This is a genomic window from Lentzea flava (assembly GCF_014648475.1).
Lineage (GTDB): Bacteria > Actinomycetota > Actinomycetes > Mycobacteriales > Pseudonocardiaceae > Lentzea > Lentzea flava.
Genome location: NZ_BMRE01000045.1, coordinates 26,418 through 53,202 on the forward strand (window position 1 = coordinate 26,418; position 26,785 = coordinate 53,202).

24 protein-coding genes and 1 pseudogene are annotated in these 26,785 nt (G+C 69.0%); 7 read left to right on the top strand and 18 right to left on the bottom strand.

All coding sequences use genetic code 11. The features are described 5' to 3' along the window. Positions 1 to 21: 21 nt before the first annotated feature. From IEZ09_RS35145 to IEZ09_RS35155, 3 genes are read right to left on the bottom strand one after another with little or no spacing between them, the layout of a single operon-like run. The gene (locus IEZ09_RS35145; protein ID WP_189258133.1) at positions 22 to 1,539 is read right to left on the bottom strand and encodes a tripartite tricarboxylate transporter permease; all 1,518 of its coding nucleotides are present in this window, start codon (positions 1,537 to 1,539) and stop codon (positions 22 to 24) included. Next, complete coding sequence (locus IEZ09_RS35150) at positions 1,540 to 2,043, bottom strand: tripartite tricarboxylate transporter TctB family protein (RefSeq protein WP_189258134.1); 504 nt, start codon at positions 2,041 to 2,043, stop codon at positions 1,540 to 1,542. Beyond that, a complete protein-coding gene (locus tag IEZ09_RS35155) occupies positions 2,040 to 3,008 on the bottom strand; it encodes a Bug family tripartite tricarboxylate transporter substrate binding protein (RefSeq protein ID WP_229813247.1) in 969 nt (322 codons plus the stop codon). The genes IEZ09_RS35150 and IEZ09_RS35155 overlap by 4 nt, the downstream gene beginning before the upstream one ends. A 130-nt stretch (positions 3,009 to 3,138) precedes the next feature. On the opposite strand from IEZ09_RS35155, the gene IEZ09_RS35160 reads away from it, so the two are divergent. Further along, the gene (locus IEZ09_RS35160) at positions 3,139 to 4,674 is read left to right on the top strand and encodes a sensor histidine kinase (protein WP_189258136.1); all 1,536 of its coding nucleotides are present in this window, start codon (positions 3,139 to 3,141) and stop codon (positions 4,672 to 4,674) included. Beyond that, entirely contained in the window at positions 4,671 to 5,342 is a 672-nt protein-coding gene (locus IEZ09_RS35165; protein WP_189258137.1) for a response regulator, read from the top strand. Before IEZ09_RS35160 ends, IEZ09_RS35165 begins: the two co-directional genes overlap by 4 nt. Here IEZ09_RS35165 and arfB read toward each other — a convergent pair. From arfB to IEZ09_RS35205, 8 genes and pseudogenes are all read right to left on the bottom strand, one after another. Beyond that, a complete protein-coding gene (gene arfB, locus IEZ09_RS35170) occupies positions 5,325 to 5,747 on the bottom strand; it encodes an alternative ribosome rescue aminoacyl-tRNA hydrolase ArfB (protein ID WP_189258138.1) in 423 nt (140 codons plus the stop codon). The genes IEZ09_RS35165 and arfB overlap by 18 nt on opposite strands. Positions 5,748 to 6,444: 697 nt before the next feature. Then, positions 6,445 to 6,915: pseudogene (locus tag IEZ09_RS48170) on the bottom strand (SigE family RNA polymerase sigma factor); the annotation flags it as partial. Between the two features lie 53 nt (positions 6,916 to 6,968). Next, complete coding sequence (gene purM, locus IEZ09_RS35180; RefSeq protein WP_189258140.1) at positions 6,969 to 8,030, bottom strand: phosphoribosylformylglycinamidine cyclo-ligase; 1,062 nt, start codon at positions 8,028 to 8,030, stop codon at positions 6,969 to 6,971. A gap of 29 nt (positions 8,031 to 8,059) precedes the next feature. Continuing rightward, the gene (gene purF / locus IEZ09_RS35185; RefSeq protein ID WP_189258141.1) at positions 8,060 to 9,565 is read right to left on the bottom strand and encodes an amidophosphoribosyltransferase; all 1,506 of its coding nucleotides are present in this window, start codon (positions 9,563 to 9,565) and stop codon (positions 8,060 to 8,062) included. Positions 9,566 to 9,662: 97 nt separating this feature from the next. After that, positions 9,663 to 9,860, bottom strand: coding sequence for a hypothetical protein (locus tag IEZ09_RS35190; protein WP_189258142.1), 198 nt, complete (start codon positions 9,858 to 9,860; stop codon positions 9,663 to 9,665). 56 nt (positions 9,861 to 9,916) lie between these two features. Continuing rightward, complete coding sequence (locus tag IEZ09_RS35195; RefSeq protein ID WP_189258143.1) at positions 9,917 to 10,150, bottom strand: hypothetical protein; 234 nt, start codon at positions 10,148 to 10,150, stop codon at positions 9,917 to 9,919. Then, on the bottom strand, positions 10,150 to 10,473 hold the full coding sequence (locus IEZ09_RS35200; RefSeq protein WP_189258144.1) for a hypothetical protein: 324 nt from the start codon (positions 10,471 to 10,473) through the stop codon (positions 10,150 to 10,152). The genes IEZ09_RS35195 and IEZ09_RS35200 overlap by 1 nt, the downstream gene beginning before the upstream one ends. Beyond that, the gene (locus IEZ09_RS35205) at positions 10,473 to 11,219 is read right to left on the bottom strand and encodes a maleylpyruvate isomerase N-terminal domain-containing protein (RefSeq protein ID WP_229813244.1); all 747 of its coding nucleotides are present in this window, start codon (positions 11,217 to 11,219) and stop codon (positions 10,473 to 10,475) included. Before IEZ09_RS35205 ends, IEZ09_RS35200 begins: the two co-directional genes overlap by 1 nt. 97 nt (positions 11,220 to 11,316) lie before the next feature. Between IEZ09_RS35205 and IEZ09_RS35210 the strand changes: the two genes are divergently transcribed. Continuing rightward, the gene (locus IEZ09_RS35210) at positions 11,317 to 11,640 is read left to right on the top strand and encodes a DUF2563 family protein (protein WP_189258145.1); all 324 of its coding nucleotides are present in this window, start codon (positions 11,317 to 11,319) and stop codon (positions 11,638 to 11,640) included. Then, complete coding sequence (locus tag IEZ09_RS35215; RefSeq protein ID WP_189258146.1) at positions 11,637 to 13,679, top strand: alpha/beta hydrolase; 2,043 nt, start codon at positions 11,637 to 11,639, stop codon at positions 13,677 to 13,679. The genes IEZ09_RS35210 and IEZ09_RS35215 overlap by 4 nt, the downstream gene beginning before the upstream one ends. Here IEZ09_RS35215 and IEZ09_RS35220 read toward each other — a convergent pair. Further along, entirely contained in the window at positions 13,676 to 14,023 is a 348-nt protein-coding gene (locus IEZ09_RS35220) for a sterol carrier family protein (protein WP_301326228.1), read from the bottom strand. The two genes, IEZ09_RS35215 and IEZ09_RS35220, sit on opposite strands and share 4 nt — an antisense overlap. An 88-nt stretch (positions 14,024 to 14,111) precedes the next feature. On the opposite strand from IEZ09_RS35220, the gene IEZ09_RS35225 reads away from it, so the two are divergent. Together IEZ09_RS35225 and IEZ09_RS35230 are read left to right on the top strand one after the other, a co-directional pair. Beyond that, positions 14,112 to 15,671, top strand: coding sequence for a type VII secretion protein EccC (locus tag IEZ09_RS35225; RefSeq protein WP_189258148.1), 1,560 nt, complete (start codon positions 14,112 to 14,114; stop codon positions 15,669 to 15,671). After that, positions 15,668 to 17,356, top strand: a complete 1,689-nt coding sequence (locus IEZ09_RS35230; protein ID WP_189258149.1) for a hypothetical protein — start codon at positions 15,668 to 15,670, stop codon at positions 17,354 to 17,356. The genes IEZ09_RS35225 and IEZ09_RS35230 overlap by 4 nt, the downstream gene beginning before the upstream one ends. Here IEZ09_RS35230 and IEZ09_RS35235 read toward each other — a convergent pair. The 5 genes from IEZ09_RS35235 to IEZ09_RS35255 all read right to left on the bottom strand — a co-directional run bounded on the left by IEZ09_RS35235 (position 17,351) and on the right by IEZ09_RS35255 (position 22,194). Then, positions 17,351 to 18,994, bottom strand: coding sequence for a glycosyl hydrolase family 28-related protein (locus tag IEZ09_RS35235; protein ID WP_189258150.1), 1,644 nt, complete (start codon positions 18,992 to 18,994; stop codon positions 17,351 to 17,353). The genes IEZ09_RS35230 and IEZ09_RS35235 overlap by 6 nt on opposite strands. Positions 18,995 to 19,050: 56 nt before the next feature. Beyond that, entirely contained in the window at positions 19,051 to 19,857 is an 807-nt protein-coding gene (locus IEZ09_RS35240; protein WP_189258151.1) for an ESX secretion-associated protein EspG, read from the bottom strand. Next, complete coding sequence (locus tag IEZ09_RS35245; RefSeq protein WP_189258152.1) at positions 19,854 to 21,086, bottom strand: PPE domain-containing protein; 1,233 nt, start codon at positions 21,084 to 21,086, stop codon at positions 19,854 to 19,856. Before IEZ09_RS35245 ends, IEZ09_RS35240 begins: the two co-directional genes overlap by 4 nt. A 15-nt stretch (positions 21,087 to 21,101) precedes the next feature. Beyond that, a complete protein-coding gene (locus IEZ09_RS35250) occupies positions 21,102 to 21,479 on the bottom strand; it encodes a WXG100 family type VII secretion target (protein WP_189258153.1) in 378 nt (125 codons plus the stop codon). A 121-nt stretch (positions 21,480 to 21,600) separates the two neighbouring features. Further along, positions 21,601 to 22,194, bottom strand: a complete 594-nt coding sequence (locus IEZ09_RS35255; RefSeq protein ID WP_189258154.1) for a DUF3558 domain-containing protein — start codon at positions 22,192 to 22,194, stop codon at positions 21,601 to 21,603. Positions 22,195 to 22,344: 150 nt separating this feature from the next. On the opposite strand from IEZ09_RS35255, the gene IEZ09_RS35260 reads away from it, so the two are divergent. After that, a complete protein-coding gene (locus tag IEZ09_RS35260) occupies positions 22,345 to 24,984 on the top strand; it encodes a glycosyl hydrolase 2 galactose-binding domain-containing protein (RefSeq protein WP_189258155.1) in 2,640 nt (879 codons plus the stop codon). Here IEZ09_RS35260 and IEZ09_RS35265 read toward each other — a convergent pair. After that, complete coding sequence (locus IEZ09_RS35265) at positions 24,981 to 26,774, bottom strand: glycoside hydrolase family 15 protein (RefSeq protein WP_229813245.1); 1,794 nt, start codon at positions 26,772 to 26,774, stop codon at positions 24,981 to 24,983. The genes IEZ09_RS35260 and IEZ09_RS35265 overlap by 4 nt on opposite strands. Positions 26,775 to 26,785 lie beyond the last annotated feature (11 nt).

Consider the following 26,785-nt stretch of genomic DNA (forward strand, 5'->3'; position numbering starts at 1 on the left):
GGGGGCTTTCGCGGCGAACGATCAGGCGTCGACCTTCTCGCGTTCCGGTGCAGGCGTCGTGGGAGGCGCCGGCTTCGGCAGGAACTTCCTGATCAGAGGGAAGAACACGATCAGCAGGACGACGACGTAGACGATCACCGCCATCGGGCTGTTGACCAGGCCGACCAGCGAGCCGTCGGAGAGCTGCAGCGAGCGGCGCATCTGCTGTTCCGCGGCCGGGCCGAGGATCACGCCGATGATCGCGGGCAGCACTGGCAGGCCGTAGCGGCGCATCCCGAAGCCCAGCAGGCCGATGACGAACATCAGCAGCAGGTCGAAGATGTCCGCGTTCACCGCGTAGGCACCGACCGAGGCGAAGAACAGGATGCCCGCGTAGAGGTACGGCCGCGGGATGCGCAGCAGCTTCGCCCACAGCGGTGCCAGCGGCAGGTTCAGCACCAGCAGCAGCGTCAAGCCGATGAACAGCGACGCGATCAACGCCCAGACCAGGCCTGCCTCGCGCTGGAACAGCAACGGGCCGGGCTGGATGCCGTACGTCTGGAACGCCGCCAGCATCACGGCCGCGGTCGCGGTCGTCGGCAGGCCCAGGGTCAGCATCGTGACGAGAGTGCCCGCGGCGGAAGCGGATGCCGTGGACTCCGGGCCCGCGACGCCCTCGATGGCGCCCTTGCCGAACTCGTCCTTGTGCTTGGACAGCCGCTTCTCCGTCACGTACGACAGGAAGGTCGGGATCTCCGCGCCACCCGCCGGGATCGCGCCGAACGGGAACCCGATCACCGGGCCACGCAGCCACGGCTTCCAGGTGCGCTTCAGATCTGCACCCGACAGCCACGGACGGCCGACCGGGATCGGGTCGAACGGCTTGCGGCGCAGGTGAGCCGCGACCCACAGGGCCTCGCCGACCGCGAACAGCGCCACGGCGACCACGACCACGTCGATGCCGTCGGCCAGGTGCAGCGAGCCGAACGTGAGGCGCTGCTGCCCGGTCATCTCGTCGAGGCCGACCAGGCCGAGCGTCAGGCCGATGAGCAACGACGCCACACCGCGGATCCGCGAGGAACCGAGCACCGACGTCACCGCGATGAACGCCAGCACCATGATCGCGAACAGGTCCGGCGCGCCGATGTCGACGGCGTGCTTGGCCACGAACGGGGCCAGCAGGACGATCAGGATCGTGCCGATGATGCCGCCGGTGAAGTGGCCGATGGCGGCGGCGGCAAGCGCTTGCGCACCGCGGCCCTTGCGGGCCATGGGATTGCCTTCGAACGCCGTGACCACCGCGGCGCTCTCACCGGGTGTGTTCAGCAGGATCGACGTCGTCGAGCCACCGAACATGCCGCCGTAGTAGATGCCGGCGAACATGATGAACGCGCCGGTCGGCTCCATGCCGTAGGTGACGGGCAGCAGCAGGGCCACCGCCATCGCCGGGCCGATGCCCGGCAGGACGCCGATCGCGGTGCCGAGCAGCACGCCGATCGCGGCGAACAGCAGGTGTGTCGGTGTCAGCGCGGTCGCGAAGCCGTCGAGCAGTTGCTCCACCTAGAACACCTCCATCAACGGGCCACCGGGGAGCGGGACACCGAGCAGGTTGTTGAACACGACGAACGTCAGGATCGACAGGCCCGCCGCGATCAACGGGTCCCGCACGAACGCCCTGCTGCCGAGCGCGTAGGCCGCGCCCCAGAACAGGATCGCGCCGGAGATCGGGAAGCCGACCACGCCGATCAGCGCGGCGTTCGCGAGGAAAGCACCGCACAGCAGCAGAACCGTGCGCCAGTCGGCGGGCTCGGAGAGGTCGACGTCCTCGCCGCCCTCCGCCTCACCGCGGCCGCCGCGCAGCACGTCCCTCGCCAGCAGCACCGCGACCACCAGCAGCAGCGAGCCGACGAGGATCGGCACCGCCTTGGGCCCGACCGGGCCGCGCTGGGCGAAGTCGGTGGGAATGCGCAGCGCGTCGGTCAGCACCAGCACGCCGAGCACGACCAGCAGGGCGCAGATGCCCAGCTCAGACCGCTCTCGCAACCAACTCCTCGTCGCCGTCATGCCAGCCCCAAGTCCTTCAGCACCGTTGCCACCCGCTTGTTCTCGTTTTCCAGGAACGTCTTGAACTGGTCCCCAGGAGCGAACGCGTCGGTCCAGCCGTTGCGCTGCAAGGCCTCCGCCCACTGCGGCGTCTTGTGCATCCGCTCCAGCAGGTCGACCAGCTTGTCGCGGTCGGTCTGCGTGATGCCGGGCGGTGCGACGATGCCGCGCCAGTTGGCGAACTCGACGTCCACGCCGGACTCCTTGAGCGTCGGCGCGTCGATGCCCTCGACCCGCTTGCCGCTCGTCACCGCCAGCACGCGCAACGTGCCCGCCTTGATCTGGTCGCGGTACTCGCCGACGCCCGAGACGCCGAACGCGACCTTGCCACCGAGCACCGACGCGAGCAGCTCGCCGCCGCCGTCGTACTGGATGTAGTTGACGTTCTTCGGCTGCAGGCCCACGGCCTTGGCCATCAGCATCGGGGCCATGTGGTCGGGGCCGCCGGGCGCGGAGCCGCCGCCGACGGTCACCGTGCCGGGGTTGGCCTTCCACGCGTCCACAAGTTGTTGCAACGAGGTGTACGGCGAGTCCTTGGACACGACGACGATGTCCGGTTCCTCGATCAGCCTCGCGATCGGGGTCGTGTCGAGCAGCGAGTTCGGCGACTTGTTCGTGTACACCGCGCCGACGACGCCCAGCCCCATCGACATGATCAGCTTGCCGTTGCCGCGCTCACCGACCGTGCGGCCGAGCCCGACCGTGCCGCCGGCGCCGGGGAGGTTGAAGACCTCGGCGTTGCGCAGCAGGTCAGCGTCCTCCATGGCCTTGGCCGCGGTGCGGGCCGTGATGTCGTAACCGCCGCCCGGCTGGTTCGGCACCAGCACGCGCAGCGTCCGCACCTGGCTGGTCTCGCCGCTGTCCGCACCCGGCGTCAGCAGCGGTGGCACCAGCAGGACGGCGAGCACCGCCGTCGCCACCGCCACCCACACCTTCACCGACACTGTGATCCCCGCCTCTCGTTCGCGTGGTTCGACATGTTGCTCTGGTGTAAACCTTGATGTCGCTCTTGCGCTTCTAAGGTTTCTTTCGGTCTTTCTGGTCACGGGAGGTTTCATGCGCCGCCGCCGTTCCCTGGCCAGTCAACTCCTCGTGTGGCAACTCGTAGTCGTCACCTTGCTACTGTGCGCGGTCGGCGCGCTGACGGTCGTCCAGACGGGCAGCAACTTTCGCTCCAACGAGGAACGCCGGATGCTGTCGGTGGCGGAGAACGTCGCCGCCACGAACGTCGTGCAGACGTCGATGGGCAACTGGCGGGTTCTCGCCGCGCCCGCCGAGACCGCGCGGAGCCTGTCCGGTGCCTCCTACGTGCTGATCGTCGACGCCCGGCGGATCGTGATCGCCTCGCCGGACCCGGCCCAGATCGGGTCCACTCTGGACACTGCGACCACAGCGCTCGACGGCAAGGCGTGGGTCGGCACGGTCAACGACTCGATCGAGGCGCACGTGCCGGTGTTCGACGAGCAGACCCGCAAGGTCAGCGGGATGGTCGTCGCGGGTGTGATCGAGCCGGGGCTGTTCGCCGGCGCGCTGGACCAGCCGGAGGACGTGCTGCGCTACCTGGCGATCGCGCTGGTCATCGGCGTCACCGGGTCGTTGCTGCTGGCCCGCCGCGTGAAGAACCAGACCCTCGGGCTGGAGCCGCACGAGATCACCGCGCTGGTGGAGAACCGCGAGGCGTTGCTGCACGGCATCAAGGAGGGTGTCGTCGGCCTCGACGCCCAGCACCGGATCACGCTGGTCAACGACCACGCTCGCGACCTCCTCGCGCTGCCGGACGACGCGGTCGGCCGCTCGGTCGAGGAGCTGGAGCTCAACGACCGGCTGCGCGACGTGCTGACCGGCCGCGCGACCGGTGTCGACCAGCTGGTGCTACGGCAGGGCGTCGTGCTCACGCTGAACCGCATGCCGATCGAGGGCGCCGGCGCGGTCGTGACGTTGCGGGACCGCACGGAACTGCTTGCGCTGCAACACGAACTGGACGCCTCGCAGCACGCGACGGACACGTTGCGGGCGCAGGCGCACGAGTTCGCGAACCGCCTGCACACCATCGCCGGGCTGATCGCGCTGAAGGAGTACGACGAGGTCAGCAACTACATTCACCAGATCAGCTCGGCACAGGACCAGTGGCGGACCGAGGTGAGCTCGCGCATCGGCGACCCCGCCGTGGCCGCGTTGCTGATCGCGAAGGCCTCGCTGGCCGCCGAACGCGGCACGGCGCTGCGGATGGAGCCGGACAGCGTGCTGGGGCGCGTGGACGAGGCCCTGTCGGCGGATCTCGTGATGGTGCTGGGAAATCTCGTCGACAACGCGTTGGATGCGCTGAGCTCGCTGAGCACGAACGGCGCTCAGAAGTGGATCGAGGTGGGTGTGATGCAGTTGGACGACGAGGTCCAGGTCGTGGTGCGCGACTCCGGTCCCGGCGTGGCGCCGGAACTGGCGGAAGAGGTGTTCCGGCACGGGTTCACGACCAAGGCGGCATCGCACGGCGAACGCGGCATCGGGCTCGCGCTGATCAGGCGGGCGTGCCTGCGGCGCGGAGGTTCGGTGAACGTGTCGGGCTCCGTCTTCACCGCAAGGCTGCCCTGGTGATCCGGGTGCTCGTCGTCGACGACGACTTCATGGTGGCCAAGGTCCACAGCGGCTACGTCGCGCGCACCGACGGCTTCGAGGTCGTCGGGGTCGCGCACACCGGCGGGGACGCGTTGCGGCAGGTGGCAACGCTCAAGCCCGACCTCGTGCTGCTCGACGTCTACCTCCCGGACCAAAGTGGACTGGAGGTGCTGAAGTCGTTGCGCGCCAACGCGGACGTGGACGTCATCGTGATCACGGCGGCAACCGACGTCGACACCGTGCGCAGCGCGATGCGCGGTGGCGTGCTGCACTACCTGATCAAGCCGTTCGACTACTCGGCACTGCGCGACCAGCTCGCGCACTTCGCGTCGTTGCGGGAGAAGCTGCACCGGCTGGACTCGGCCGCCCAGGCGGACGTGGACCAGGTGTTCGGGGCACGACCGACCTCGAAACCGTTGCTGCCCAAGGGTTTGACCCCGGAGACCGCGCAGCTCGTGGAGAACGCGCTGCGGTCACATCCGGAAGGGCTGTCGGCGTCGGAGTGCGCGTCGTCGACCGGCGTCGCCCGAGTGAGCGCGCGCCGGTACCTGGAGCACTTCGTGTCCGCGGGACGAGCGGAAGTCCGGCTGCGCTACGGCGGAACCGGGCGGCCGGAACGGATCTACGCCCTAGTCCCAGGAGCCTGAACGGCCGCGCTTGGTCTCCGCGCGGCGCTTCTTGGTCGCGATGCGGCGTTCCTTCGAGCCCTTGGTGGGCTTGGTCGGCTTGCGCATCGGAGGCGGTGGAGCGGCGGCCGCACGCAGGATCGCGGCGAGGCGTTCCCGTGCGGCGGCGCGGTTCTGCAGCTGCGCACGGTGCTCGGACGCGGCGATCGTGAGCACGCCGTCGACCAGCCGGTTCTCCAGGCGGTAGAGCATCCGGCGCTTGAGGTGCTCGGGGATCGACGGCGAGGCAGCCAGGTCGAACGAGAGCTCCACGCGGCTGTCCGCCGTGTTCACTCCCTGCCCGCCCGGCCCACCTGACCTGGAAAAACGTTCGCGCAACTCGGACGCCGGGATCACCAGCGTCCGAGTCACGGTCACGTCGTTCATGTCTGCCAGGCTAATAGGTGAGGCCCGGCAAAGTCGCGATCTTTATCAGCGTCTCCCGGTCGAGCGGCGGCGTCGGCCGGGTCGTCGGGCTGTCCAGTTTCGGCATGCCGAGCACGTTGGTGCGGAACTCTCCCACGTTGACGCTGATGACCTTGACGAACGAACCGTCTGGTTGAAGCGCCTCCACCTGGTACAGGTAGACGCCCTCCTGCTTGCCCGAGATGCTGGACCGGACCTTGGTGCCGTTGATCTCGCGAAGCTCGCACGGTGCGACCTCGGGCTCGTAGCACCAGCTGAGGTCTGCGCCGGCGTTGCCCTGGTGGATCTCGATCGTCACCGCACCGGTGCCCTGAGCGTCCTTCAGCAGTGCCACGGCTTGACGAACGTTTCCGTGGTCGAAGAACTGCAGTGGACCTGCCGGGACGCTCGGGACGTCCTGCACAGTCACTCCGGCGGGGATCAGATCAGCCTCGCGCAGGATCGCGGTGAGCCGGCCGTTGCGGTCGACGCCACCGGCGTCCGCCGCCGACATCCCCGTGCTGGCGGGCTGCGGCACCATCACGTACCCGGCCGTGCCGAGGCCGGCCAGCAGCGCGAACGCCAGCGCGCCCGCGATGGCGGCGCGCCTGCGGGCGAGCTTCGTCTTGCCCTTGCGGATGACCTCGGAGCGGTAGATCCGCAGCGTCGGCTCGTCCTCCAGCAGTTCGCGCAACGCGGCGAGCCCCTTGGCCGCCTGACTCTTCACCGTGCCCTCCGTCCTGCCGAGGATGCGGGCGGTCTCGGTGATGCTCAGGTCCTCCCAGTACCGCAGCACGACGACGGCACGCTGGCCCGGCGGCAACGCGTCCAGCGCGTGCCGCAGGTCGAAGTCGGCCGAGTCGTCGGTCACCGCGGGTTCGGGCAGGACGTCGACTGAGCGTTCGCGCTGGAAGAAGCCCCGCCTGGACTCGTCGACGGCCGTGCGCACCAGCACCTTGCGCGCGTAGGCGTCCACGCTGTCCTTGCGCACGCGCGACCACGCCACGTAGAGCTTGATCAGCGCGGTCTGGACGATGTCCTCGGCGCGGTGCCAGTCGCCGCACAGCAGGTACGCCGTGCGGCGCATGACGAGAGCGCGTGCGTCGACGAACTCCCCGAACTCGCGGTCCCGAGAATTCTTACGGTCCAAGTCCCCCTCCTCGGTCGCCGCTTAGTACGCAACGACGACCGCGGGAGGTTGCCTCAGAAGCGAGGGTGGTCTCCGACCAGTGCGGCGCCGCCCTCTTCTGACTTGGTGATCTCGCCGAGCACCCACGACGGGACGTGGCGCGCGGTGAGCACGGCCAGGGCGCGGTCGACGTCCTCGGGCGCGACGACGGCGACCATGCCGACGCCCATGTTGAACGCCTTCTCCATCTCCTCGCGCTCCACGCGGCCGCGCTGGGCGATGAGCTGGAACACCGCGGGCGGCGTCCAGGTGCCGCGGTCGAGCGTCGCGTGCAGGCCCTCCGGCAGCACGCGGGCCAGGTTCGCGGCCAGGCCACCACCGGTGACGTGCGAGAACCCGCGGACCTCCGTCTCGGCGATCAGCGCGAGGCAGTCCTTGGCGTAGATCTTGGTCGGCTCCAGCATCTCCTCGCCGAGGGTGCGGCCGAACTCCTCGACGTGGCCCTCCAGCGGCATCCGCGCGATCTCCAGCAGGACGTGCCTGGCGAGCGAGTAGCCGTTGGAGTGCAGGCCGGACGAGCCCATCGCGATCACGACGTCACCGTCGCGGACCCGGTCGGGGCCGAGCAGCTTGGACTGCTCGACCACGCCCACGCCGGTGCCGGAGATGTCGTAGTCGTCGTCGCCCATCAGACCGGGGTGCTCGGCCGTCTCGCCGCCGAGCAGCGCGCACCCGGCCTGGACGCAGCCCTCGGCGATGCCCTTGACCAGCGCCGCGATCTTGTCCGGGACGACCTTGCCTACCGCGATGTAGTCCTGCACGAACAGCGGCTCGGCACCGCACACGACCAGGTCGTCGACGATCATGGCGACGAGGTCGATGCCGACGGTGTCGTGCTTGTCGAGCGCCTGGGCGATCGCGATCTTGGTGCCGACGCCGTCCGTCGATGACGCGAGGACCGGCTCCTTCCAGCGGTCGAGCTTGAGCTGGAACAGCCCGGCGAACCCGCCGATGCCACCGAGCACCTCTGGCCGGTGCGCCTTGGCCGCCCACGGCTTGAGCTTCTCCACCGCCTCGTCACCTGCGGCGATACTGACTCCGGCGGCGGCGTAGGTGGCCTTGGCGCTGTCGGTCACGTCAACTTCTTCCACTTGGATCTGTCAGCTCAGGGACGACGGAGTGCGTCCTCGGCACCATAGCCGTTCGGCAGAACGGGAGCGGCCGAGCCCGACACCCCCTTGAGGCCCTCGAGCAGGTGCTTGCCGATGAGTGCGTCCGCCGGCAGCTCGATCGGGTACTCGCCGTCGAAGCAGGCAGCGCACAGCCGCGACTTGGGCTGCTCGGTCGCCGCGACCAGCTGCTCGAGCGACACGTACCCGAGCGTGTCGGCACCGATCGACCGGCGGATGCCGTCGTCGTCCAGCCCGTTCGCGATGAGCTCGGCCCGCGAGGCGAAGTCGATGCCGTAGAAGCACGGCCACTTGACCGGCGGTGCCGCGATCCGCACGTGCACCTCGACCGCACCGGCCTCGCGCAGCATGCGGACCAGCGCACGCTGCGTGTTGCCGCGCACGATCGAGTCGTCCACGACGACCAGCCGCTTGCCGCGGATGACGTCCCGCAGCGGGTTCAGCTTCAGCCGGATGCCCAGCTGGCGGATGGTCTGCGACGGCTGGATGAACGTCCGGCCGACGTAGGCGTTCTTGACCAGGCCCGACCCGTACGGGATGCCGCTGGCCTGCGCGTATCCGATCGCGGCCGGCGTGCCGGACTCCGGCACCGGGATCACCAGGTCGGCCTCGACCGGGTGCTCCTTGGCCAGGCGACGACCGATCTCGACGCGCGTCGCGTGCACGGACCGCCCGGAGATCGACGTGTCCGGCCGCGCCAGGTAGACGTACTCGAAGATGCAGCCCTTGGGCTCGGGGTTCGCGAACCGGCTGGAGCGCAGCCCGTCACCGTCGATCGCGATGAGCTCACCGGGCTCGACCTCGCGCACGAAGCTCGCGCCCACGATGTCCAGCGCCGCGGTCTCACTCGCCACGACCCAGCCCCGTTCGAGCCGGCCCAGCACCAGCGGCCGCACGCCGTGCGGGTCACGCGCCGCGTAGAGCGTGGACTCGTCGGAGAACGTGAGGCAGTAGGCGCCCTTGACCGTCGGCAGCAGCTCCAGCGCGGCCTGCTCGATCCCCTTGTCGGCGGCCGCGTAGGCGAGCAGACCGCAGAGGATGTCCGAGTCGGTCGTGGCGCCGTTGCGCTCGATGATGCCGAGCTCCTTGGCCTTGTCGAGCAGCTCGGCGGTGTTCACCAGGTTGCCGTTGTGACCGAGGCTGAGCCCCGACCCGGCGGCGGTCGTGCGGAACGTGGGCTGCGCGTTCTCCCAGGTGGTGGACCCGGTGGTGGAGTAACGGCAGTGCCCGACGGCCACGTGGCCCTTCAGGCTCTGCAGCACCTGCTCGTCGAACACCTGGCTGACGAGCCCGAGATCCTTGAAGACGACGACCTGCGACCCGTCGCCGACGGAGATGCCGGCGGCCTCCTGGCCGCGGTGCTGCAGGGCGTAGAGCCCGTAGTAGGTGAGTTTCGAGACGTCCTCGCCAGGAGCCCAGACGCCGAAGACGCCGCACTCCTCACGGGGTTCCTGTTCGGGCTGGGAATGGTCGGCGACCACCGAGTGGCTCCCTCACGACGGGGGCTGGCTACTTCCCGAGTGTAAGTGGAGCACCGGGTGATGTACCCCCCTCCAACCCCTGGTGGGGTGACCAAACTCATGCCTTTCGGCACTGAAACAGCTCAGTCTGGATCGAGTTGGTCTGAAGCGCCCCGATCGTGCGCTGCTTCGCGAGGCAGACCACCTCGTCACCGACCTTCACGTCACCGTCGATTTCGCCGGGATGCACCGAGTCCTTCGAGTACTGCGAGCGCTCGTAGCTGCCACCGCCCGGCAACTGGCCGATCAGCTCCATCCGGACCCTGGGCTCTGGCGCACCCGACGAGCACATCTGGTACTCGTCCAGCCCGGTCACCTTGAACCGGACCTCGGCTTGACCACCTGAGGGCTCACGGTGTCCGGGTCCAGGGCGTCGTCCGGCACCTCACCGACGAGCACGAGCCGCAGCTGGGAGTCGGCGCGGTCGTAGCCGGACGGCACCTCGTAGATCTTGTCGACCTTGAACCTGACTTTCTCGCGCCACTCGGCCGCACCACAGCCGCTCAGCACGAGGCAGCCCGCCAGGACCACAACGATCTTGGGCATCAGGCCTTCCTGCAGCTCTTCACCAACGTCGTGACGTGTGAGTCCCCGATCGCGCTGCCCTTCTTCTGCTCAACCAGGCAAAGCACCTCGTCCCCGACAGCGGCTCCACCGGTGACGGCGCTCGGTTGCACCGGCTTGCGGGCCAAATCCTGCGGGTCCAACGCACCCTTCGGCGCGTCACCCGCCAGTTCGAGGCGGAAGAACTCGGTCGGGCTGCTGGTGTCGAGAGACTTGATCCGGTACCGGACCTCCTGCCCCTGCCAGGACGCCGCACACCCGGTGAGAAGCAGGCAGCCGAGCAGAGCCGCGGTGAGCTTGCGCATCAGTGCCCCCGCCCGACCTGCAGGACGTCCAGCACGCGCCGGTCGCCGGTCATCTCCTTGAGGTTCATCCGGTTCCAGAGCCAGAAGTAGACGAGCTCGGCATCACCGGTCACCTGCGCGTCGCCCTTTTCGCCGGGTGCGGCAGCACGGGTCTCTGGCACCTCACCCGCCGTCAGGGAGATCAGCCACGACTCGGGCACGTCGGTGGGCCGCACGACGGCAGTACCCGAGACCTCGTTGGGCGAATCGCCGTCGAGCTTGGCCGCGACGATCGTGGTCAGCACCTCGTCGATGCCGTCGGCGCAGAGGTCCGCGTCCGTGGCGACGACCTGACGGACGATCGTCTGCGCGTCGAACCGGCGCAGCACCGTCTCGTGAGCGATCCGGCGGTGCCACACCCAGGCCAGGTCGGGAGCAGCCGGTGAGAACGTCCACACGGGCCGATTGCCCGGTACGGCAGTGAGGACCTCTCCGGCCTCGGCCAGCTGCAGGTCGAGGTATTCGAGCGGCGACAACCCGCCCCCGGGTGCCGGCGGCCGCATCGGGTTGCGGCTGCCGGTGCGCAGGTAGGCGGTCGAGGTTTCCAGGAAGCGCGCCAGGTGCACGACGAGGTCCTGCACGGTCCACCCCGGACGCGTCGGAACCTCGGCGGTCGGGTCCGCATCCGCCACTGCCTTGCGGAACATCTCCGCCTGCTCGATGAACACAGCGGTCCACCGCTGGGCCGTCCACCCTGTCTGCACCATGAGCGACATCGTGCCCGAAACGGTCCACGCACGAGTGGGGAACCGGCGATGATGTGCCTGCGTCGCAGTGATCGAGGACCAAACAGGGGGTGTGGCGATGTTCGGCGTTGAGCCGGAACTGCTGCGCAACGCGTCCAAGGAGTTCGGCAACGGCTCCGACGCGGTGCGCGAGGCAGCGGAGATGATCTCGATGCTCAAACTCGACGCCGGTGCGCTCGGCGAGGTCGACGCGGCGGCGGAGTTCGCAGAGGCTCTGTCGAAGTTCGTCGGCACGCACTCCCAGGACCTCCAGCGCGGTTCCGCGTGGATCACCGACGCTGCCGAAGGGCTCATCTCGAACGCGGAGGCCTATCAGCGCACGGACGAGGACCACGCCTCGGCGCTGACGAAGCTCTTCCAGGGACTGGGGGGCGGCAAGTGAGTTACACCGATCCGGAGAGCCTGTACGGCAAGCTCGCGTCCGGTGACGTCGGCCGCATCGCCGCTGCCGCCGACCCGATCACCGGTGCCATCAGCGCGATCGGCCGCGCCGGGGACGCGGTGGCCAAGGGCGGCAAGACCGCGCTGAGCAACTGGGTCGGCGAAGCCTCCACCAAATTCACCGCACGCGCCGAACTGTCCGTGAACGCCGCCAAAGCCGCCGCGGAACGACTTGGCGCCGGTGCCGAAATCGTTCAAGCCGCATCCCGCGCCTACGGCCAGATGCGCAGCGCCGCAGATCAGGCGATCAACGTGTGGCGCAGCCGTCCGCCCGGCCTGGACGAGGAGCAGACCCGCACGCTGGCCAACCAGGTCAACGACTCCCTGAACAAGGTGAAGTCGGGCTACGACAACGTGCTGCGCTCGTACGCGGGCGCGCTCACCAGGATTCCACCCGGTTTCGAGGAGTCCGCGCGGACGGACTGCGGCTGGGACCGTGCTGCCCAACGTGCGGGCGCAGGTGGGGCGCTGCCGCCGGTGCCGCCACCCGGTACCGACCCGAAGACCGTCGCGGCGTGGTGGAAGTCGCTCAGCCAGCAGGAGAAGGACGCGCTGCTGGCCACGAAGTTCCAGGAGCTGGGCCAGCTTCCCGGCTTGCCGGCCGAGGTGCTCGACAAGGCGAACCGCGCTCGTATCGGTGATGACATCACCCGGTTCAACAACGAGAAGGACGCCCTGAAGCGCCAGCTCGCCGAGCGGGCTCGTGAACTGGGCGTCGACCCGGAGTCGGCGGAAGGCCAGCGGGCGCTGCGCAACGACCCGCAGGGGTCGCAGTTGATGTCCCAGTACGACGAGGCAGCACGTCGCGCCCACAACGCCGAGGCAGCGAACACCTCGTTGATCAAGGCAGGCGACGAGGTCGAGAAGAACGGCAAGCCGGCCTACATCCTTGCCTACAGCCCGGACGGCCCCGGTGGCAAGGAAGGCACCATGGCCATCGCGTTCGGCAACCCGGACACCGCCAAGAACCTCGCCGTCTGCGTGCCGGGAACGACGTCGAATCTCGAAGGCGGCTTCAGCATGTCGCAGGCCGCGAACCTCAGCAACGCGATGGGCAAGGACGGGGCCGCGATCCAGTGGCTCGGGTACGACGCACCCGCCGCCGCGCTCGGGCAGGTCAACGACCCGGCACAGGCGATCGAGGGCGGCAGGCTCCTCGCGAAGGACGTCGAGAACTACCGCGCGGTCAACCCCGGTGCGCACGTCACGGTGATCGGCCACAGCTACGGCAGCACGGTCGTCGGATACTCGGCGATGGACAACGGCCTCAAGGCGGACGACATCGCGTTCGTCGGCTCACCCGGCGTCGGTGCGTCCAATGTGGACCAACTTTCGGTGGGTCGCGGGCACGTGTACGTCGGTGGCACCGAGCACGACCCGGTCATCCAGGGCACCAGTGGTGACTGGTTCACCAAGGACGGGTCGTCGACCGGTCCGTACGACTCGTCGTTCGGCGCGAAGCAGTTCGGCACCTCCGGCGAGACCTGGGTCGGCGAAGCGCACTCGGCCTACTACGACAAGGGTTCCGAGTCGCTGGGCAACCTCGCGAAGATCGCCACCGGTCACGGCGGCGACGTCACCGCGCAGCGGTGGCAGGACTCGCCGACGCCCGTCGAGGTGCCCGGCTCGCACCTGCCCGGCGTCGGCCCGGTCATCGACTGGGGCGTCAACACCGGCAAGGAAGTCGTCGACATGGGCGAGGACGTCTGGCGCGGCGGCGGTCAGGTCGTCGACGACATCTCGAAGGGCAACTGGGGCGACGCCGGGCGCCACGCCGTGGGCACCGTCGGCGAGCTGGGAAGTGACGCCGTCGACGTCGTGGCCGACACGCTGGGCAACGTCGGAGAGCTCGGGCGCGATGCTTACGAGGGTGGCAAGGCCGTCGTCGAGGGTGGCGTCGAGATCGTCAAGGACGCCGGTGGAGCGATCGCGGACGGCGCGAAGTCGGTTTACGACAACACGATCGGTTCCTGGTTCTAGAAGCGCACGACCGGCAGCAGCCCGGACAGGTCGGCTCGGGTCCCCGACGCGGTGACCCGAGCGCCGTCCAGGGCCTCGGCCCACGCCAGCGCGCCCGTCGCCAGTTCCAGCCAGGTGCGCGGGTCGGTCTCGATCACGTTCGGGGGCGTGCCTCGGGTGTGGCGCGGGCCCTCGACGCACTGCACGGCGGCGAACGGCGGGACGCGGACCTCGACGCTGCGGCCCGGCGCGACCTGTTCGAGGGTGCGCAGGCTCAGGCGGACGGCGGTGGCCAGCACCGGGCGGGGCGGCTGGTCGGCTTCGCCTCGCAGCCAGGGGAGAACCGCCTGCACCGCGGCTCGCATCTCGGCGGGGTCGACGGCTTTGGCTGGCACGTCGCCCACATTAGCGAAGCGGCAGCGGCGGTCCCCCGGCTGTTGGTATATCTGGACGGTGATCAGGAACTTCGCCGTTGTCGGTCCCTGGCAGGCGACCAGGGAGCGGTTGACGGCGGCTCTCGCGGCCGCGCCGGACACGGCCGTCTACCGGATCGGGCGCGGGGCCGACCCGTTGCCGGTGTCGGCGACCTTCGACCCCTCCGACCAGGCGGGGTGCCGGAGTTTGCTGGACTGGTTCGAGCGTGGTGCGCCGTCCGGTGCGGTCTTGCTGGTGGACGACTGGGGGCTGTGCTTCGAGCAGGACCCCGAGCTCGACCGGACGGTGGAGTGGATCGCCGCCTTCGGGCCGTCGCGGGGGGTGCAGGTCGTTGTCACGGCTCGGAAGTGGAGCGATCTGCCGGACCGGTTGCGGCGGCACCTGCACGGTGAGGCCACGGACTTCCTCGCGCTGCACGGCATCGAGGCCGACCTGAGCAACAAGTACCAGCACCACGACCTCAAGACCGCTGTCGGTGTCGACGAGCGCGGATGGCCGGTGCACCTGGACATCAGCGTCGACGGCAACGGGTTGACGGGCACCTATCTGGGGCCGCAGCGCCGTCAGAAGCTGCTCAGCGCGTTGCTCGGGCTGATGGTCACGCACTCGCCGGAGGACCTGAACTTCGGCTTCTTCGACATGAAGAACACGGGTGCCTTCGACGAGCTGAGCCACGCGCCGCACGTCTCGTTCCTGCTGACGAACGAGGCGGAGGACGAGATGCTCGACCGGTTCCAGGACGGTCTGGCGGGCGAGCTCAACCGGCGGCAACAGCTCCTGCACGCCGCGGGCCGGTGCCGCAACTTCACCGACTACCAGGAGAAACTCGACGCGGGCGAGGACCTGCAGCCGTTGGCCGCTCTGCTGATCTGCGTGGACAGCGCCGAGGTGCTGATCGAACGGCATCCCCGCTTCGGGGAGGTCCTGAAGGCGCTCACCCGTGCCGGGCGCACCCAGGGCATCCACCTGCTCTACTCCGGTGACGTGTTCCCTGCGCAGTTGCCGTTCACGATCCCCGAGTGGCCGTCGGCGACACCGCCGCACGACCTCGCCGAGTGGGTGGAGGTGCTGCCACACGCGTTGATCGGCTCCGCGCCGTCCGCACGCCAGGTCGTGTTGCCGCCGCTGCACCAGAGCCACGCCAACCTCACGCTGGAAATGCTGCCTCCCGGTGCCATCGGCCTGGTGGACAAGCCCTTCGAGCAACGTCGCGACGTCCTCGCCCCGAACTTCACCGAGAAGTTCCGTCACGGCGCCATCGTCGGCAGGCCCGGCACCGGCAAGAGCACGACGCTGCGCACGCTGGCCGCCGTCCTCGGCGACGACGTGGCGCGCTACCAGCTGCTCGACGGTCCCGGTGAGCCGCTCGACCCGCAGCGCCACATCGTCGTGACGGCGCGGTCGTGGGACCAGGTGCCGCCGTTCATCAAGAACAGCCTGGGGTTCGGCATCGAGTTCCGGCTCGACGACCCGGCGACGTCGCTCGTCGACGCCCGCCAGGCCGCGCGCGTGCCGGACAAACCCGGCCACGGGCTGTCCGTGCCACACCGGCTCCACGCACAAATCGCGCTCCCGTGAACCATCTCGCCCTCGTCGGCCCACCACACCTCACCACGCCGCGAATCCCCGCGGCGCCGGGCATCTACCGCATCGGCCGCGGTGAGTCGCCGGTGGCGGCCGTCAGCTTCGACCCGTCCGACGACCGCCGCCGGCGGAACCTGCTGACCTGGTTCGAACGTGGTGGCGAGCCGGGCGCGACGCTGCTGATCGACGACTGGAAGCTCTGCGCGCAAAGCGATCCAGGGCTCACCGACGCCGTCCGGTGGATCACCACCACGGCACGCGACGTCCGGGTGATCGTCACCGCCCGCACGCTGGGCGACCTCCCCGAGCAGGTGCACCTGCGCGTCGAGGTCCTGGACTTCCTGGCGCTGCACGGGATCCACGAGTTCAGCAAGGCGCTCGCGTGGAAGGGCAGGTGGTGGAAGGTCCCGGTCGGCATCGACGGCAACGGCGAACCGGTCGTCGCCGAGCTCACCCACTTCGCCGACGGGAAGTGGCGCACCGGATCCCACCTCGCCGTCACCGACCGGGAGGCGTTCCGGTCTCTGCTGCTCGGGCTCATGACCACGCACTCGCCCAAGCTGTTCCAGGCGATCTTCATCGACGCGGGCGACTCCGGGGTGTTCGCCGACCTGGACCAGGCACCGCACGTCCAGGCGCATCATCGTGACGCGGCAAGGGATCCCGCCCGGCTCGCCGAGATGCTCCTGGCCGAGTCGGAACGGAGGCTGGAGGTCGTCGGCAACGCGTGGACGATCTTCGACCACCGCGCCCTCGGTCAGGTGCTGCCGCAGCTCCTGATCTGCGTCAGCGGTTTCTCCGACATCGAGCCGACCGAGCTCGGCAAGGCCCTCGCCACCATCGCCGAGGACGTCGGCAGGTCCGGGATGCAGCTGCTGCTGGACTGCGCGAACGAGACCACGCGGGTGCGGATCGACGACTGCGTCACGCCGGCGAACCTCGGCCGGCTCGCCGCCGAGCTGCCCCGGCTGATGCACCGGGCCGAACCGCCACCGGACTTCTTCACGCTGCACGACATGCCGAAGTTCGACAGGACGCACGCGTGGCGGCCGCGGCCGATCAAGCTGCGGTACCGGACAGCCGTGGGCGTCGACGAACACGGCCAGCCCGTCGAGATCGACATCAAGGCCGGGCTCACGGAGGACGGGATGGGTCCGCACGGCGAGGTCGTGGCGCCTCCCGAACGACGTGCGGACGCGCTCAAGGCGCTGATTCTCGGTCAGATGCTGTGGCACTCGCCGGAACAGCTCCAGGTCGTCCTCGTCGACTTCCACGGCACCGGCGTGTTCGCGGGCCTCGAGCACGCACCGCACGTGCAGCCGCACGACCTCGTGGAAGACCTGGAACGACGCATCGGGATGCTGGTGGACGGCACCGCGCCGCCGCGACTGCTCGTCTGCGTGGACGGCGTGCACGGCCTGGCGGAAGCGCGGCCGGCGTTCTTCCGGACGCTGCAGACGCTCGCCCAGGTGGGACGCACCTACGGCCAGCACCTGCTGCTGTCCGACACGACACCGCCCAGCGACCTGCCCCAGCTCCACACGTCCTACCGGCTCGAACTCACCGGGACCGGCTGGCAACGCCGCATCAGCAGATCGGTGGAGAGCTTCGTGCTCCCCACCGATCTCCACTCGGCGGCGCGGTCGCTGCCGGTTGCGATGTACGCGGCTACCTCATGAGCGGCGCAACTTCCGTTGTGCGTCGTAGAGGTTGCGCGGCGTCACGTCGGTGCTGCCGTAGAGCTCCAGGCGGGAGTTCAACGCGCCGGTGAAGTCCGGCTTGTCGATCTGGCCGAAGTCGCGGACCTCGGAGATCGCGACAGTGGCGCTGCACGGCGCGACCTGGTCGATGCGGACGTTGCCCGCGCGCTGGTTCGTGACCGTGATGTTCCAGTGCGCGAACCTGGCGCCGTACAACGGTCCCGCGTTGGCGCTGCCGCCGTGCGCACCCACGTTGTTGATGGTGATCTCGGTGCGGACGTTGCCGAACGGCAGACCGCGGTGCGTGTCGAAGACGTCGTGGTCCATGCGGCCGCGCGTCCAGACGTTGCCGCAGGACAGACCCTCGACGTTCAGGCCGTGGTTGCCCGCGCCCGGCTGCGACGGTTCGGAGGGCGCCTCGATCACGAACCCGTCGGTCAGGTTGTCGTGGGACTGCTCGCGCGTCGCGTACGCGTGGTGGTGGCCGCGGCCGGAAACACGCGTGTTCAGCAGCGAGATCCCCTTGGAGGACACCAGCAGGAACCCGTTGTCGACGTCCTGCACGTGCACGTCGTCGGCCCAGCAGTCCCACGCGCACTGGAACGCGAGACCGTTGTACCCCTTGTCCTGCAGGTGCTTCGGCGTCGACACCTTGAGCATCTCGATCTTGATGCCCTCGACGCCCGCCCCCGTGATCACCGGGGCCATCGTGGTCAGGCGCGGCTTCCACTCCGGACGGATCTCCAGCGGCAACGGCTGCGCGAGCTTCACCCTGTTGCCGCGCACCCACTCCACGCGCACCGGCCACAGGAACGGCAAGTACGACAGGAGCTTGTCCTTGTCGTCCCACTTGTACGTGGCCGTGCCGGGAACGTCGCCGCACATGTGCTTGGGCAGCGAGTACTTGTCGTCGTCCAGCCGCAGCAGCACGCGCTGACCCGCGCGCAGCCTCCGTCCGTTCTCGACGGTCACGACGAACGAACCACGGGCGGCGGAACCGGTGATCGCCACCAGGTTCTCGCCGAGCTCGAGCTCGTTGCCGGTCCAGCCCTCGAACGGCCACCTGCGCGCCTTGATCGCGTCGACCAGCGGCTGCCAGCGGTCGCGGTGGCACACCCACACCAGACCACCGGACCAGCTCCACGCCGAGTTCTCCGAGCCGTAGCGGCTGCGGTTGATGCCGACGATCTGCTCCAGCGACCGGGTCGCGTAGAACGTCGTCTTCGCACTGCCCGCACCGCGCAGCACCACGTTGTCGTAGCCGATGCGGATGATGTCGTCGATCCGGTAGCGGCCGGGCGGCACGAAGACCGTGCCACCGCCCAGCTTGCCGACGAACTCGATCGCCTTGTTGATCGCGGCGGAGGCGTCCGCCGAACCGTCCCTGCGCGCTCCGAAGAACAGCACGTTCGCCAGCACGGGCCGGCGGGGAGGCCGCTCACCCGTCCGGTAACCGGCGTAGGCGATGTTCGGGATCTGCGGGTGGTTGTAGGGGTTCGCGACGAACTCCTGCCACAGCGAGGACGGGGACTCGGCAGTCGCCGTCCCCGTCATCGCTGACGTTCCGACCAGCGCGACCCCTGTAGCCAGCAGGAATCGCCGTCTGTCGATGTTCATTTCGCCGTCTCCAAGGGGTCTTGGCCACGGCGGCGGTGGTCAGATCAAACCAGACATCACTCGCCGGCGGAACGAACCGCTTCGGAGATCAGCTCGTCCACCTGGTGCATCATCCGGCGCGCGTCGGTCGGCGTGAACGTGCTCCACGGCGGCTGACCGTTCGAGGAACGACGTTGCTGCAGGTAGCGCCCCTCTTCGGTGTCGAAGAACGCGACCACGCGGTCGGGCCGCCAGCGCTTGCCGTACTTGTCGCGCGCCGCCGCACCGAAGTTCCCCGTGTGCACCAGCCCGGTGAACATCTTCACCAGCGCCTTGGCGTCGTCCTCGCGCAGGCCGACGCTCCTGAACGCGGCCTCCATCGACTTCGGCGAGCCGTCGGTCTTCGCGATCGCCTTCTCGACGTCCTCGCTGGGCAGCGTCACCGACAGACCTGTTCCGGCGGGGTGCGAGGGCAGCACGGACAGCACAGCCGAGGCGAGCCCGGAGCCCGCCCACGGCTGGAACGTCAGCTGGTCGTCCCTCAACGTCGCGAGCGCGCCCCAGTCGCCGTTCGCCACGGCGAGAACCCGCAGGCTGTGGCCGAGCCAGAGGCGGCCGTCCGCCTCCCGCTCCGGCTTGACGAACATCCGCAGCAGTCCGTCCAGTTCGGACGAAAGACCGCGGGCGTTGCCCAGCCGGCGGGCATCGAGCTGCTGGAAGACGCGGTTCTCGAGCTGGATGCGCTCGTCCCGCGTCTTACCGGGTGAGGGAACCTTCAGCACGAGCGGCATCGGGCCGACGTTCATGCGTTCCCACACCACGTCGAACTCCTCGGCGGAGAGAGTGATCGGCTCCCTCTCCGCCGGACCGCCGAACAGGCTCACTCGGAGATGCCGCCGATGACCGGCGGCGCGACCAGGCGCTCGTCACCGAACACGTCGTCGGTCTCGACCAGGTAGTCGGCCGACTTGTGCTCGAGGTCCTCCTCGCCTTCGCCCTTCTGGCCGTGCGCACCACCGGCACCCATGCCCGCAGCACCGCCCTTGCCCGCGGCGCCGCCACCCATGGCACCGCCGCGCATGCCCTCCGGACCGGAGCCCATGCCGGGCATCATGCCGCCGGCCTTCACCGAGCCCTGGCCGGACGAGCCGAGCGAACCCGACATCGGGCCGAACGCCTTGCCGCCACCGAGCTGACCACCGCGAACGCCACCGCTGCCGCCACCGCGCGGACCACCGGACGTGCCGGTGGTCGGCCGGGTGAACACCGGACCGGGCCCCGGCGTCGGCGTCGGACGCGGCTCCGGGGGCGGCGTCGGGATGTTCGTCGGGGGCGGGGTGTGGACCGGCGGCTGCGACGGAGGCTGCGTCCACGACGTGTGCGTGTCGCCGCCGCCGCCGGGCGGGGTCCAGGTCTGCGAAACGTGCTGCTGGGTCGACGGCGCCGTCCACGACGGGGTGGTCGTGCCGGTGTTGCCGGACGGCGTGTACGAGCCGGTCGAGGAGTAGCCGACGCGCGTGTTGGCCGTGCCGGACTCGCCGGGAGGCGGCGTGTCGATCACGACCTGCGGCGGCGTCGGGAACTCGCCGAGCGTCGAGGAGTTCCAGCGGCTGTCCGCCTGGTAGTCCTCCATGACCTTGACGGCCTGCGCGGCGGCGTTGTCCGCGGCGGCTTCCTGCCGCTCGTGGTCCACCTGCTGGCCGACGACGTGCGCCACGCCGACGGGACCGGTCAGTCCACCGACGGCGTAGTCGAGAAAGCCGGGCTTCTCCGTCGTGACGGGGATGGGCTCGGGCATCTTCTTGCGCGCGTCGGCGATGAACTCGCCCTGCAGGCGCGCGGAGCTCTCCATCGTGGTCGCGCCCTGGTTGGCGTAGCCGGCCCACTGGGCCAGCGGCGACAGCGCGGCACCTGCTTGCTCCGCGGCGTCGGACTCCCAGCCGGCGCCCATCTTGGCGAGCGCGGCGTGCAGGTCCTCGTCGATCTGGGCGAGCGTGGCGGCGATGGTCTTCCAGCCCTGCTCCACCGGGATGGAGGCGGCGACGCCAGGACCGGAGTTGATCATCTTGTACAGCTCGGGGTGGGCGTACCCCTGATAGCGGTGGTCAGTCATCGGTCAGTCCCCCTCTCAGCCCAGGTCCCGGTTGTGCTTGCCCCACATGGCCGTGTTGTCGCCCTCGACCCGGCGGTACTGCTCTTCGATCATCTTGAGCTGGTCGATCACGCCCACGAGCTGCTGCTTGTAGGACTGCAGCGCCGCCAGCGCCTTCCCCGTCGTCTGCTCGTTGAACGCCTTGGAGGTCTCGCTGCTGATCGGGTCGCCCGCCCAGGGCTTCGTCGGCAGCTCGTCGACAGCGCGATTGATCTTGGTTTCGAACTCTTCCAGCGCGTGTTCGAAAGCCTTCCTGGCCTCCGGGATGGCAGATGGGTCCACCTTCAGCTTGCGCTGACCGAACTCCGGGGGAAGCGACGACGTTCCCCCACCATCCACGTCCGCGAGATGCACGGCACACCCTCCTCAGTACGGCCCCCAGGGTGGGCCGCGTGTGCATTTGGAACGACTTTAGCTCTGATGCATGACGCCGGTGACCGGTTCCCGGTAAAAGCGGAGTAGTTCTACTCAACCTTCACTTGGTGGCGAGCACCGCACCGGCGGCGTCGGCGAGCGCCTTGGCCCTCTCACACGCACCATCCACAGTGGCGCTCTTGTCACCAAGCCCCGCAACGGCGCTGATCAGCAACAACTGCCCGTCGTGGGCGTCGATGTAGATCTCACAGGCACCGGCGGAACCAGGAGAATCCCGCTTGGTGAGGTACGCCGGATATCCGGCGACCTGGAGCGAGGTGAGATTCGCCTCACCCGTCGTCCGCTTCAACCTGTCCACGCCGCCGTTGACGAGCGTGTGGATGTTGGCGATGTACTTGTGGTCCACATAGGTCTCGTTGCACCTCTTGCTGCCTTCGCCGTACTCGGGCAGCGGGTTCCCCGGCTCGACGATGTTCAGACCGAGCGCGGTTTTCGTCTCCGGCGTGATCAGCGTGCACGGGTCGAGCGTCTTGAGGTCGACGGCCTTGGGCCTGTTCACCGGGGCGGCACCGGCTGAAGTTCCGGTCGTCGGCGCTCCGCTGGCCTGGTCTCCCGCGGAAGGCTTGCCGGGTTCCTGCGAAGAACACCCGGTCAGGACCGCAGCCAGCAACAACGGGACGGCAAGTCGACGCATGCGGGCCAAAATATCGGATCATCGCGCACGGAGTGTGGCGATTGGTGTGGTGCGCGTCACCCGTAAGGCCCATTGCCGGTGACCTCACTAAAAGGAAACCTTCTTTACGATACCCCGAAGCGCCGCCGCCCCGATGCGTCGAGGAGCGACATGCTGCGCAACCGACCACTACCAACACTGGTCGTGGCCGCGGTGGGCCTGGCCCTGCTCGTGCCAGGCACCTCAGCCAACGCGGGCCCCGTGCCCGGCACGGGAGCGGCGCTCAAGGTGGCCGCCAGCCCCGGAACGACCTCCACCGTCCCCGACTGGCGTCTCCAGAGCAGCGCGAAGGCGCCGCAGGCCGGTGACGTGATCTCCACACCGGCCTATTCGGACACCGGGTGGATGACGGTGCCCGCGCGGTCCACCGTGATGGCCGGTCTGATCGCCAACAACAAGTACGGGGACGTCAACTACTCGGACAACCTCAAGAAGGCCGTCCGCGGCGACTTCCAGGTGCCGTGGTGGTACCGCAAGGTCTTCCAGGCCGACCCGCAGCCGGGCGTCAACACGTTCCTCAAGCTCAACGGCGGTGTCATCGCCCGCGGTGAGGTCTGGCTGAACGGCAAGAAGGTCGCCGGCACGGACACCGTGATCGGGGCCTACCCGACGCACGAGTTCAACGTGACCGGGCTGCTGAAGAAGGGCGACAACGCCCTCGCGATCAAGGCGTCGCCGGCCGACCCCGCCAAGGACCTGGTGATCCACTTCATCGACTGGTCCCAGCTGCCGCCCGACCGCAACCAGGGCCTCTTCCGCGACGTCGACCTGGTCGCGAGCGGGCCGGTCTCGCTGCGCGGCCTGCACGTGCTGACCGACCTGCCGCTGCCGAACCTGAACAGCGCCACGGTCACCGTGAAGGTCGACGCGCGCAACAACACCGGCAGCGCGGTCACCACGACCGTCGCCGGCAGCGCCGCCGGCCAGAACTACAGCCAGAACGTGAGCCTCGCCGCGAACGAGACGAAGACCGTCACGTTCACGCTCAACGTCAGCAACCCGCAGATCTGGTGGCCGTACCAGATGGGCGCGCAGCCGCTCTACGACGCGACGGCCGCGGCCACCGTGGCAGGCGCGAAGTCGGACGAGCAGAAGACGACGTTCGGCATCCGCGAGGTCACCTCGAAGATGATCAGCGGCAACCTCCAGTACCAGATCAACGGCAAGCCGATCCTGATCCGCGGTGGCGGCTGGGCGTCGGATCTCTTCCTGCGCACCAACGTGCGGAAGATCGCCGACGAGATGATGCTGACGAAGTCCATGGGTCTCAACACGATCCGGCTCGAAGGCAAGCCGGAGAACGACGAGATCTACGACATGGCCGACCGCATGGGCATCCTGATCATGACCGGCTGGGAGTGCTGCTCGAAGTGGCAGAACACCGGCGGGTTCTCGGCGGAGGACAAGAGGGTCGCCGGCGCGTCCGCCGAAGGCGAGGCCAAGCGGATCCGCAACCACCCCAGCGTCTTCACGTTCCTGATCGGCTCGGACGAGGCACCGGTGGCCGCCGTCGAGACGATCTACCTGGACGCGTTGAAGCGCGCTGACTGGCAGACGCCGATCGTCACCGCGGCCGCGCGGCGCAGCTCCCCGCAGCTCGGCAACTCCGGCATGAAGATGGACGGTCCGTACTGGTGGGAGCCGCCGGTCTACTGGTACAACAACCAGAAGGGCGGCAGCGCGGGCTTCGCGTCGGAGATCGGTCCCGGTCTCGCGATCCCCGAGATGGACGAGCTGAAGAAGTTCCTCAGCCCTGCCGAGATCAGCAAGCTGACCGACTACAACGCCTCGCAGTACCACCTGTCGCCGTCGGGCAACTTCAGCAAGCCCGGCTTCTGGGGCACGGCGCTCGACAACCGCTACGGCAAGCCGTCCAACGTGGACGACTTCGTGCGCAAGGCGCAGCTGCAGCAGTACGAGACGAACCGCGCGCAGTTCGAGGCGTTCGGCCGCGACTTCTCCGACACCGGCGCGAACCAGGCACAGGGCGTCATCTACTGGATGCAGAACGACCCGTGGCCCAAGCTCTACTGGCACCTGTACAACTACAACCTCGCGACCGCGGGCTCGTACTTCGGCGCCAAGACGGCCAACAGGGCGTTGCACGCGCAGTACTCCTACGACGACAAGTCGCTCGCCGTCGTGAACATGGGCCTGGAGGCCAAGGAGGGCCTCAGCCTGCAGGTGACCGTCTTCAACTCCGACGGCACGCAGAAGTCGAACGAGACGCGTCCGGTCCCGGCCAAGGCCAACGGGTCCGTGCGGGTCGGCACCCTGCCGCAGCCGTCCGGGCTGTCCACCGCGTACTTCGTGCGGTTGCTGCTCAAGGACTCCTCCGGCAAGGAGATCGACCGCAACGTGTACTGGCTGTCCACCAAGGCGGACACGCTGAACTACAACGGCGGCGACTGGTACTACACGCCGCAGGCCCAGTACACGGACCTGAAGTCGCTGAGCTCGCTGAAGCCCGGCCAGGTGTCGGTGTCCACCAACACGACGCCGGGCACGGACGGCAGGCAGGCCACGCACGTGACCATCAAGAACACCGGCACGTCCGTGGCGTTCTTCCTGCGCGCGTCACTGCGCAAGGGCCAGGGCGGCCCCGAGGTGCTGCCCGCCGACTGGACCGACAACTACATCACGCTGTTCCCCGGTGAGACCCAGACGATCCGGGCCGAGTACCGGGCGTCCGACCTCGGCGGCGCGCAGCCGGTGGTCGAGGTCTCCGGGTACAACGTGTCGAAGCGCTAGTAGCGGTTCGCCACGACGTCGGGCCGTTCCACGGGACGGCCCGCGTCGAGCGACCACGCCAGCCGCACGTACTGCGCGTGCGTCCAGGCGAGTGGGGTGGCCGAGGTGGTGCCGCGGCCACCCCACACCTGTTCCGGCAGCATGAGGCCGCTGTTGGCCGTTGCGGCGATCTCCCGCAAACGCTGGGCAGCGCTGGCCTTGTGGCCGATGAGCAGCTCGTACTCACCGCGTTCTCCGCTCAGCAACGGCCAGAGCCGTCCGTACGTGCGCGTCGGGGTCGGCCAGTTGATGTTCCACGGCCTGCCGTCCGCGGTCTCGCCGTAGCCGTCCTGCGTGAACCGGTGCCAGTAGCCCTGCTCCTTCAGCTGCTGGTCCACGACGCGCACGGTGTTGCGGATGACCGGGTCGTCGGCGCGCTTGACGCCCAGCCGCACCAGTTCCAGGAAGCTCGGATCGACGACCGCGCGCTGGTCGATGTCGTCCGGGTTGTTGTCGCCCAGGTTGTACCTCGTGCCCGCGTCGGGGTTGCCGTCCTTGGTGAGCCGCAGGTAGTACGGCTTCGGCTCGTACGGCCCGGTCGTCGTCGCGGTCCAGCTCTCGATCCTGCGCTGCCACTCGTCAGCGACCTGGAGATACCGGTCGGCGTTCTCCCCGTTGCGCCGCAACAGGTCCGCGAAGCACACCAGACCGGCGACGACCGAGGCGATCGTGGCGGGCGAGTAGCCGCTCTGGTTCTCCCACCGCTCCTGCTCGCTGAACGGCGCGTTCGGGTAGCTCAGCAGGTAGTCGGCCGCCCGGCGCAACGAATCCGTTGTGGACGGATCACGCCGGTCCAGGTGCCAGGCCAGCAGCAACGGTGCCGCGGTCTCGTCGAGCTGGATGCTCTTCCAGAACGGTGTGCCGTCGACGCGCGTGTTCTGCGGCAGATGGCCGTCCGGTTGCTGCTGCTTTCGGAGCATGAAGTCCAACGCGCGCAAGGCGATGTCACGATCGCCGGCCGCGATCATGGCCGTGGCCACGTGGTAGAGGTCGCGCGGCCACACCAGCGCGTACGGTCCGAGTTCCGGTGCGAGCTCGCGGTCGAAGCCGAACGCCCACGGGAAGCTCGGTGACGCGATCAACGCGCCGGGGTTTCGCTTGTCCTCGCTCGCGGCCAGCACCATCACCGACATGTCGTAGAGCTTCCGGTCCGCTGACCTCGGCCGCCGCAGGCCGTCGAGATACGTGTGCCAACCCCGCGCGTACTCCCGCGCCACCGCGCCGAATCCGCGGTTCAGGGCGGCCTGGGCGGCGCCGTCAGCGAACCCGACGGCGAACGTGCCGTGCGCGTGCCGCACCGGCCCTGTGGGCAAGGTGCTGACCACCTCGCTGAAGCCTTTCATCGGCACGTGCTCGACCGACAACCGGACGGGGCGCGCAGCCGTGAGCGTCACGTCCGCGAGCACGGCGGCCCGCTGCGGATCGGTGACGTACGTGATCTCGGCGTGCCAACCGTTGCCGCGCAGCCGTTGCCGGAACGTCAGCGACCTGCTGTCGGCGGGCTCGGTGTGCGCCTGACCCGGCTTGCCGTCGACCAGCAACCGCGTCTCGCGGGTCGCCGGCGTGCTGAGGTCGGGGTGGAAGATCTCCGACAGCCCCTGGTGGCCGAGCGCGAACCACACCGGGCTCGCCGCGGACCTGGCCGTGCCGAAGGCCTGTTTGTCGGCGGGCAACGGCACGACATCGGGTGCGGCACGGCCGACCGGGGTCATCACGACGAGCAGGAGCACGACGAGCGCCAGGAACCTCATGGCACTCGGAG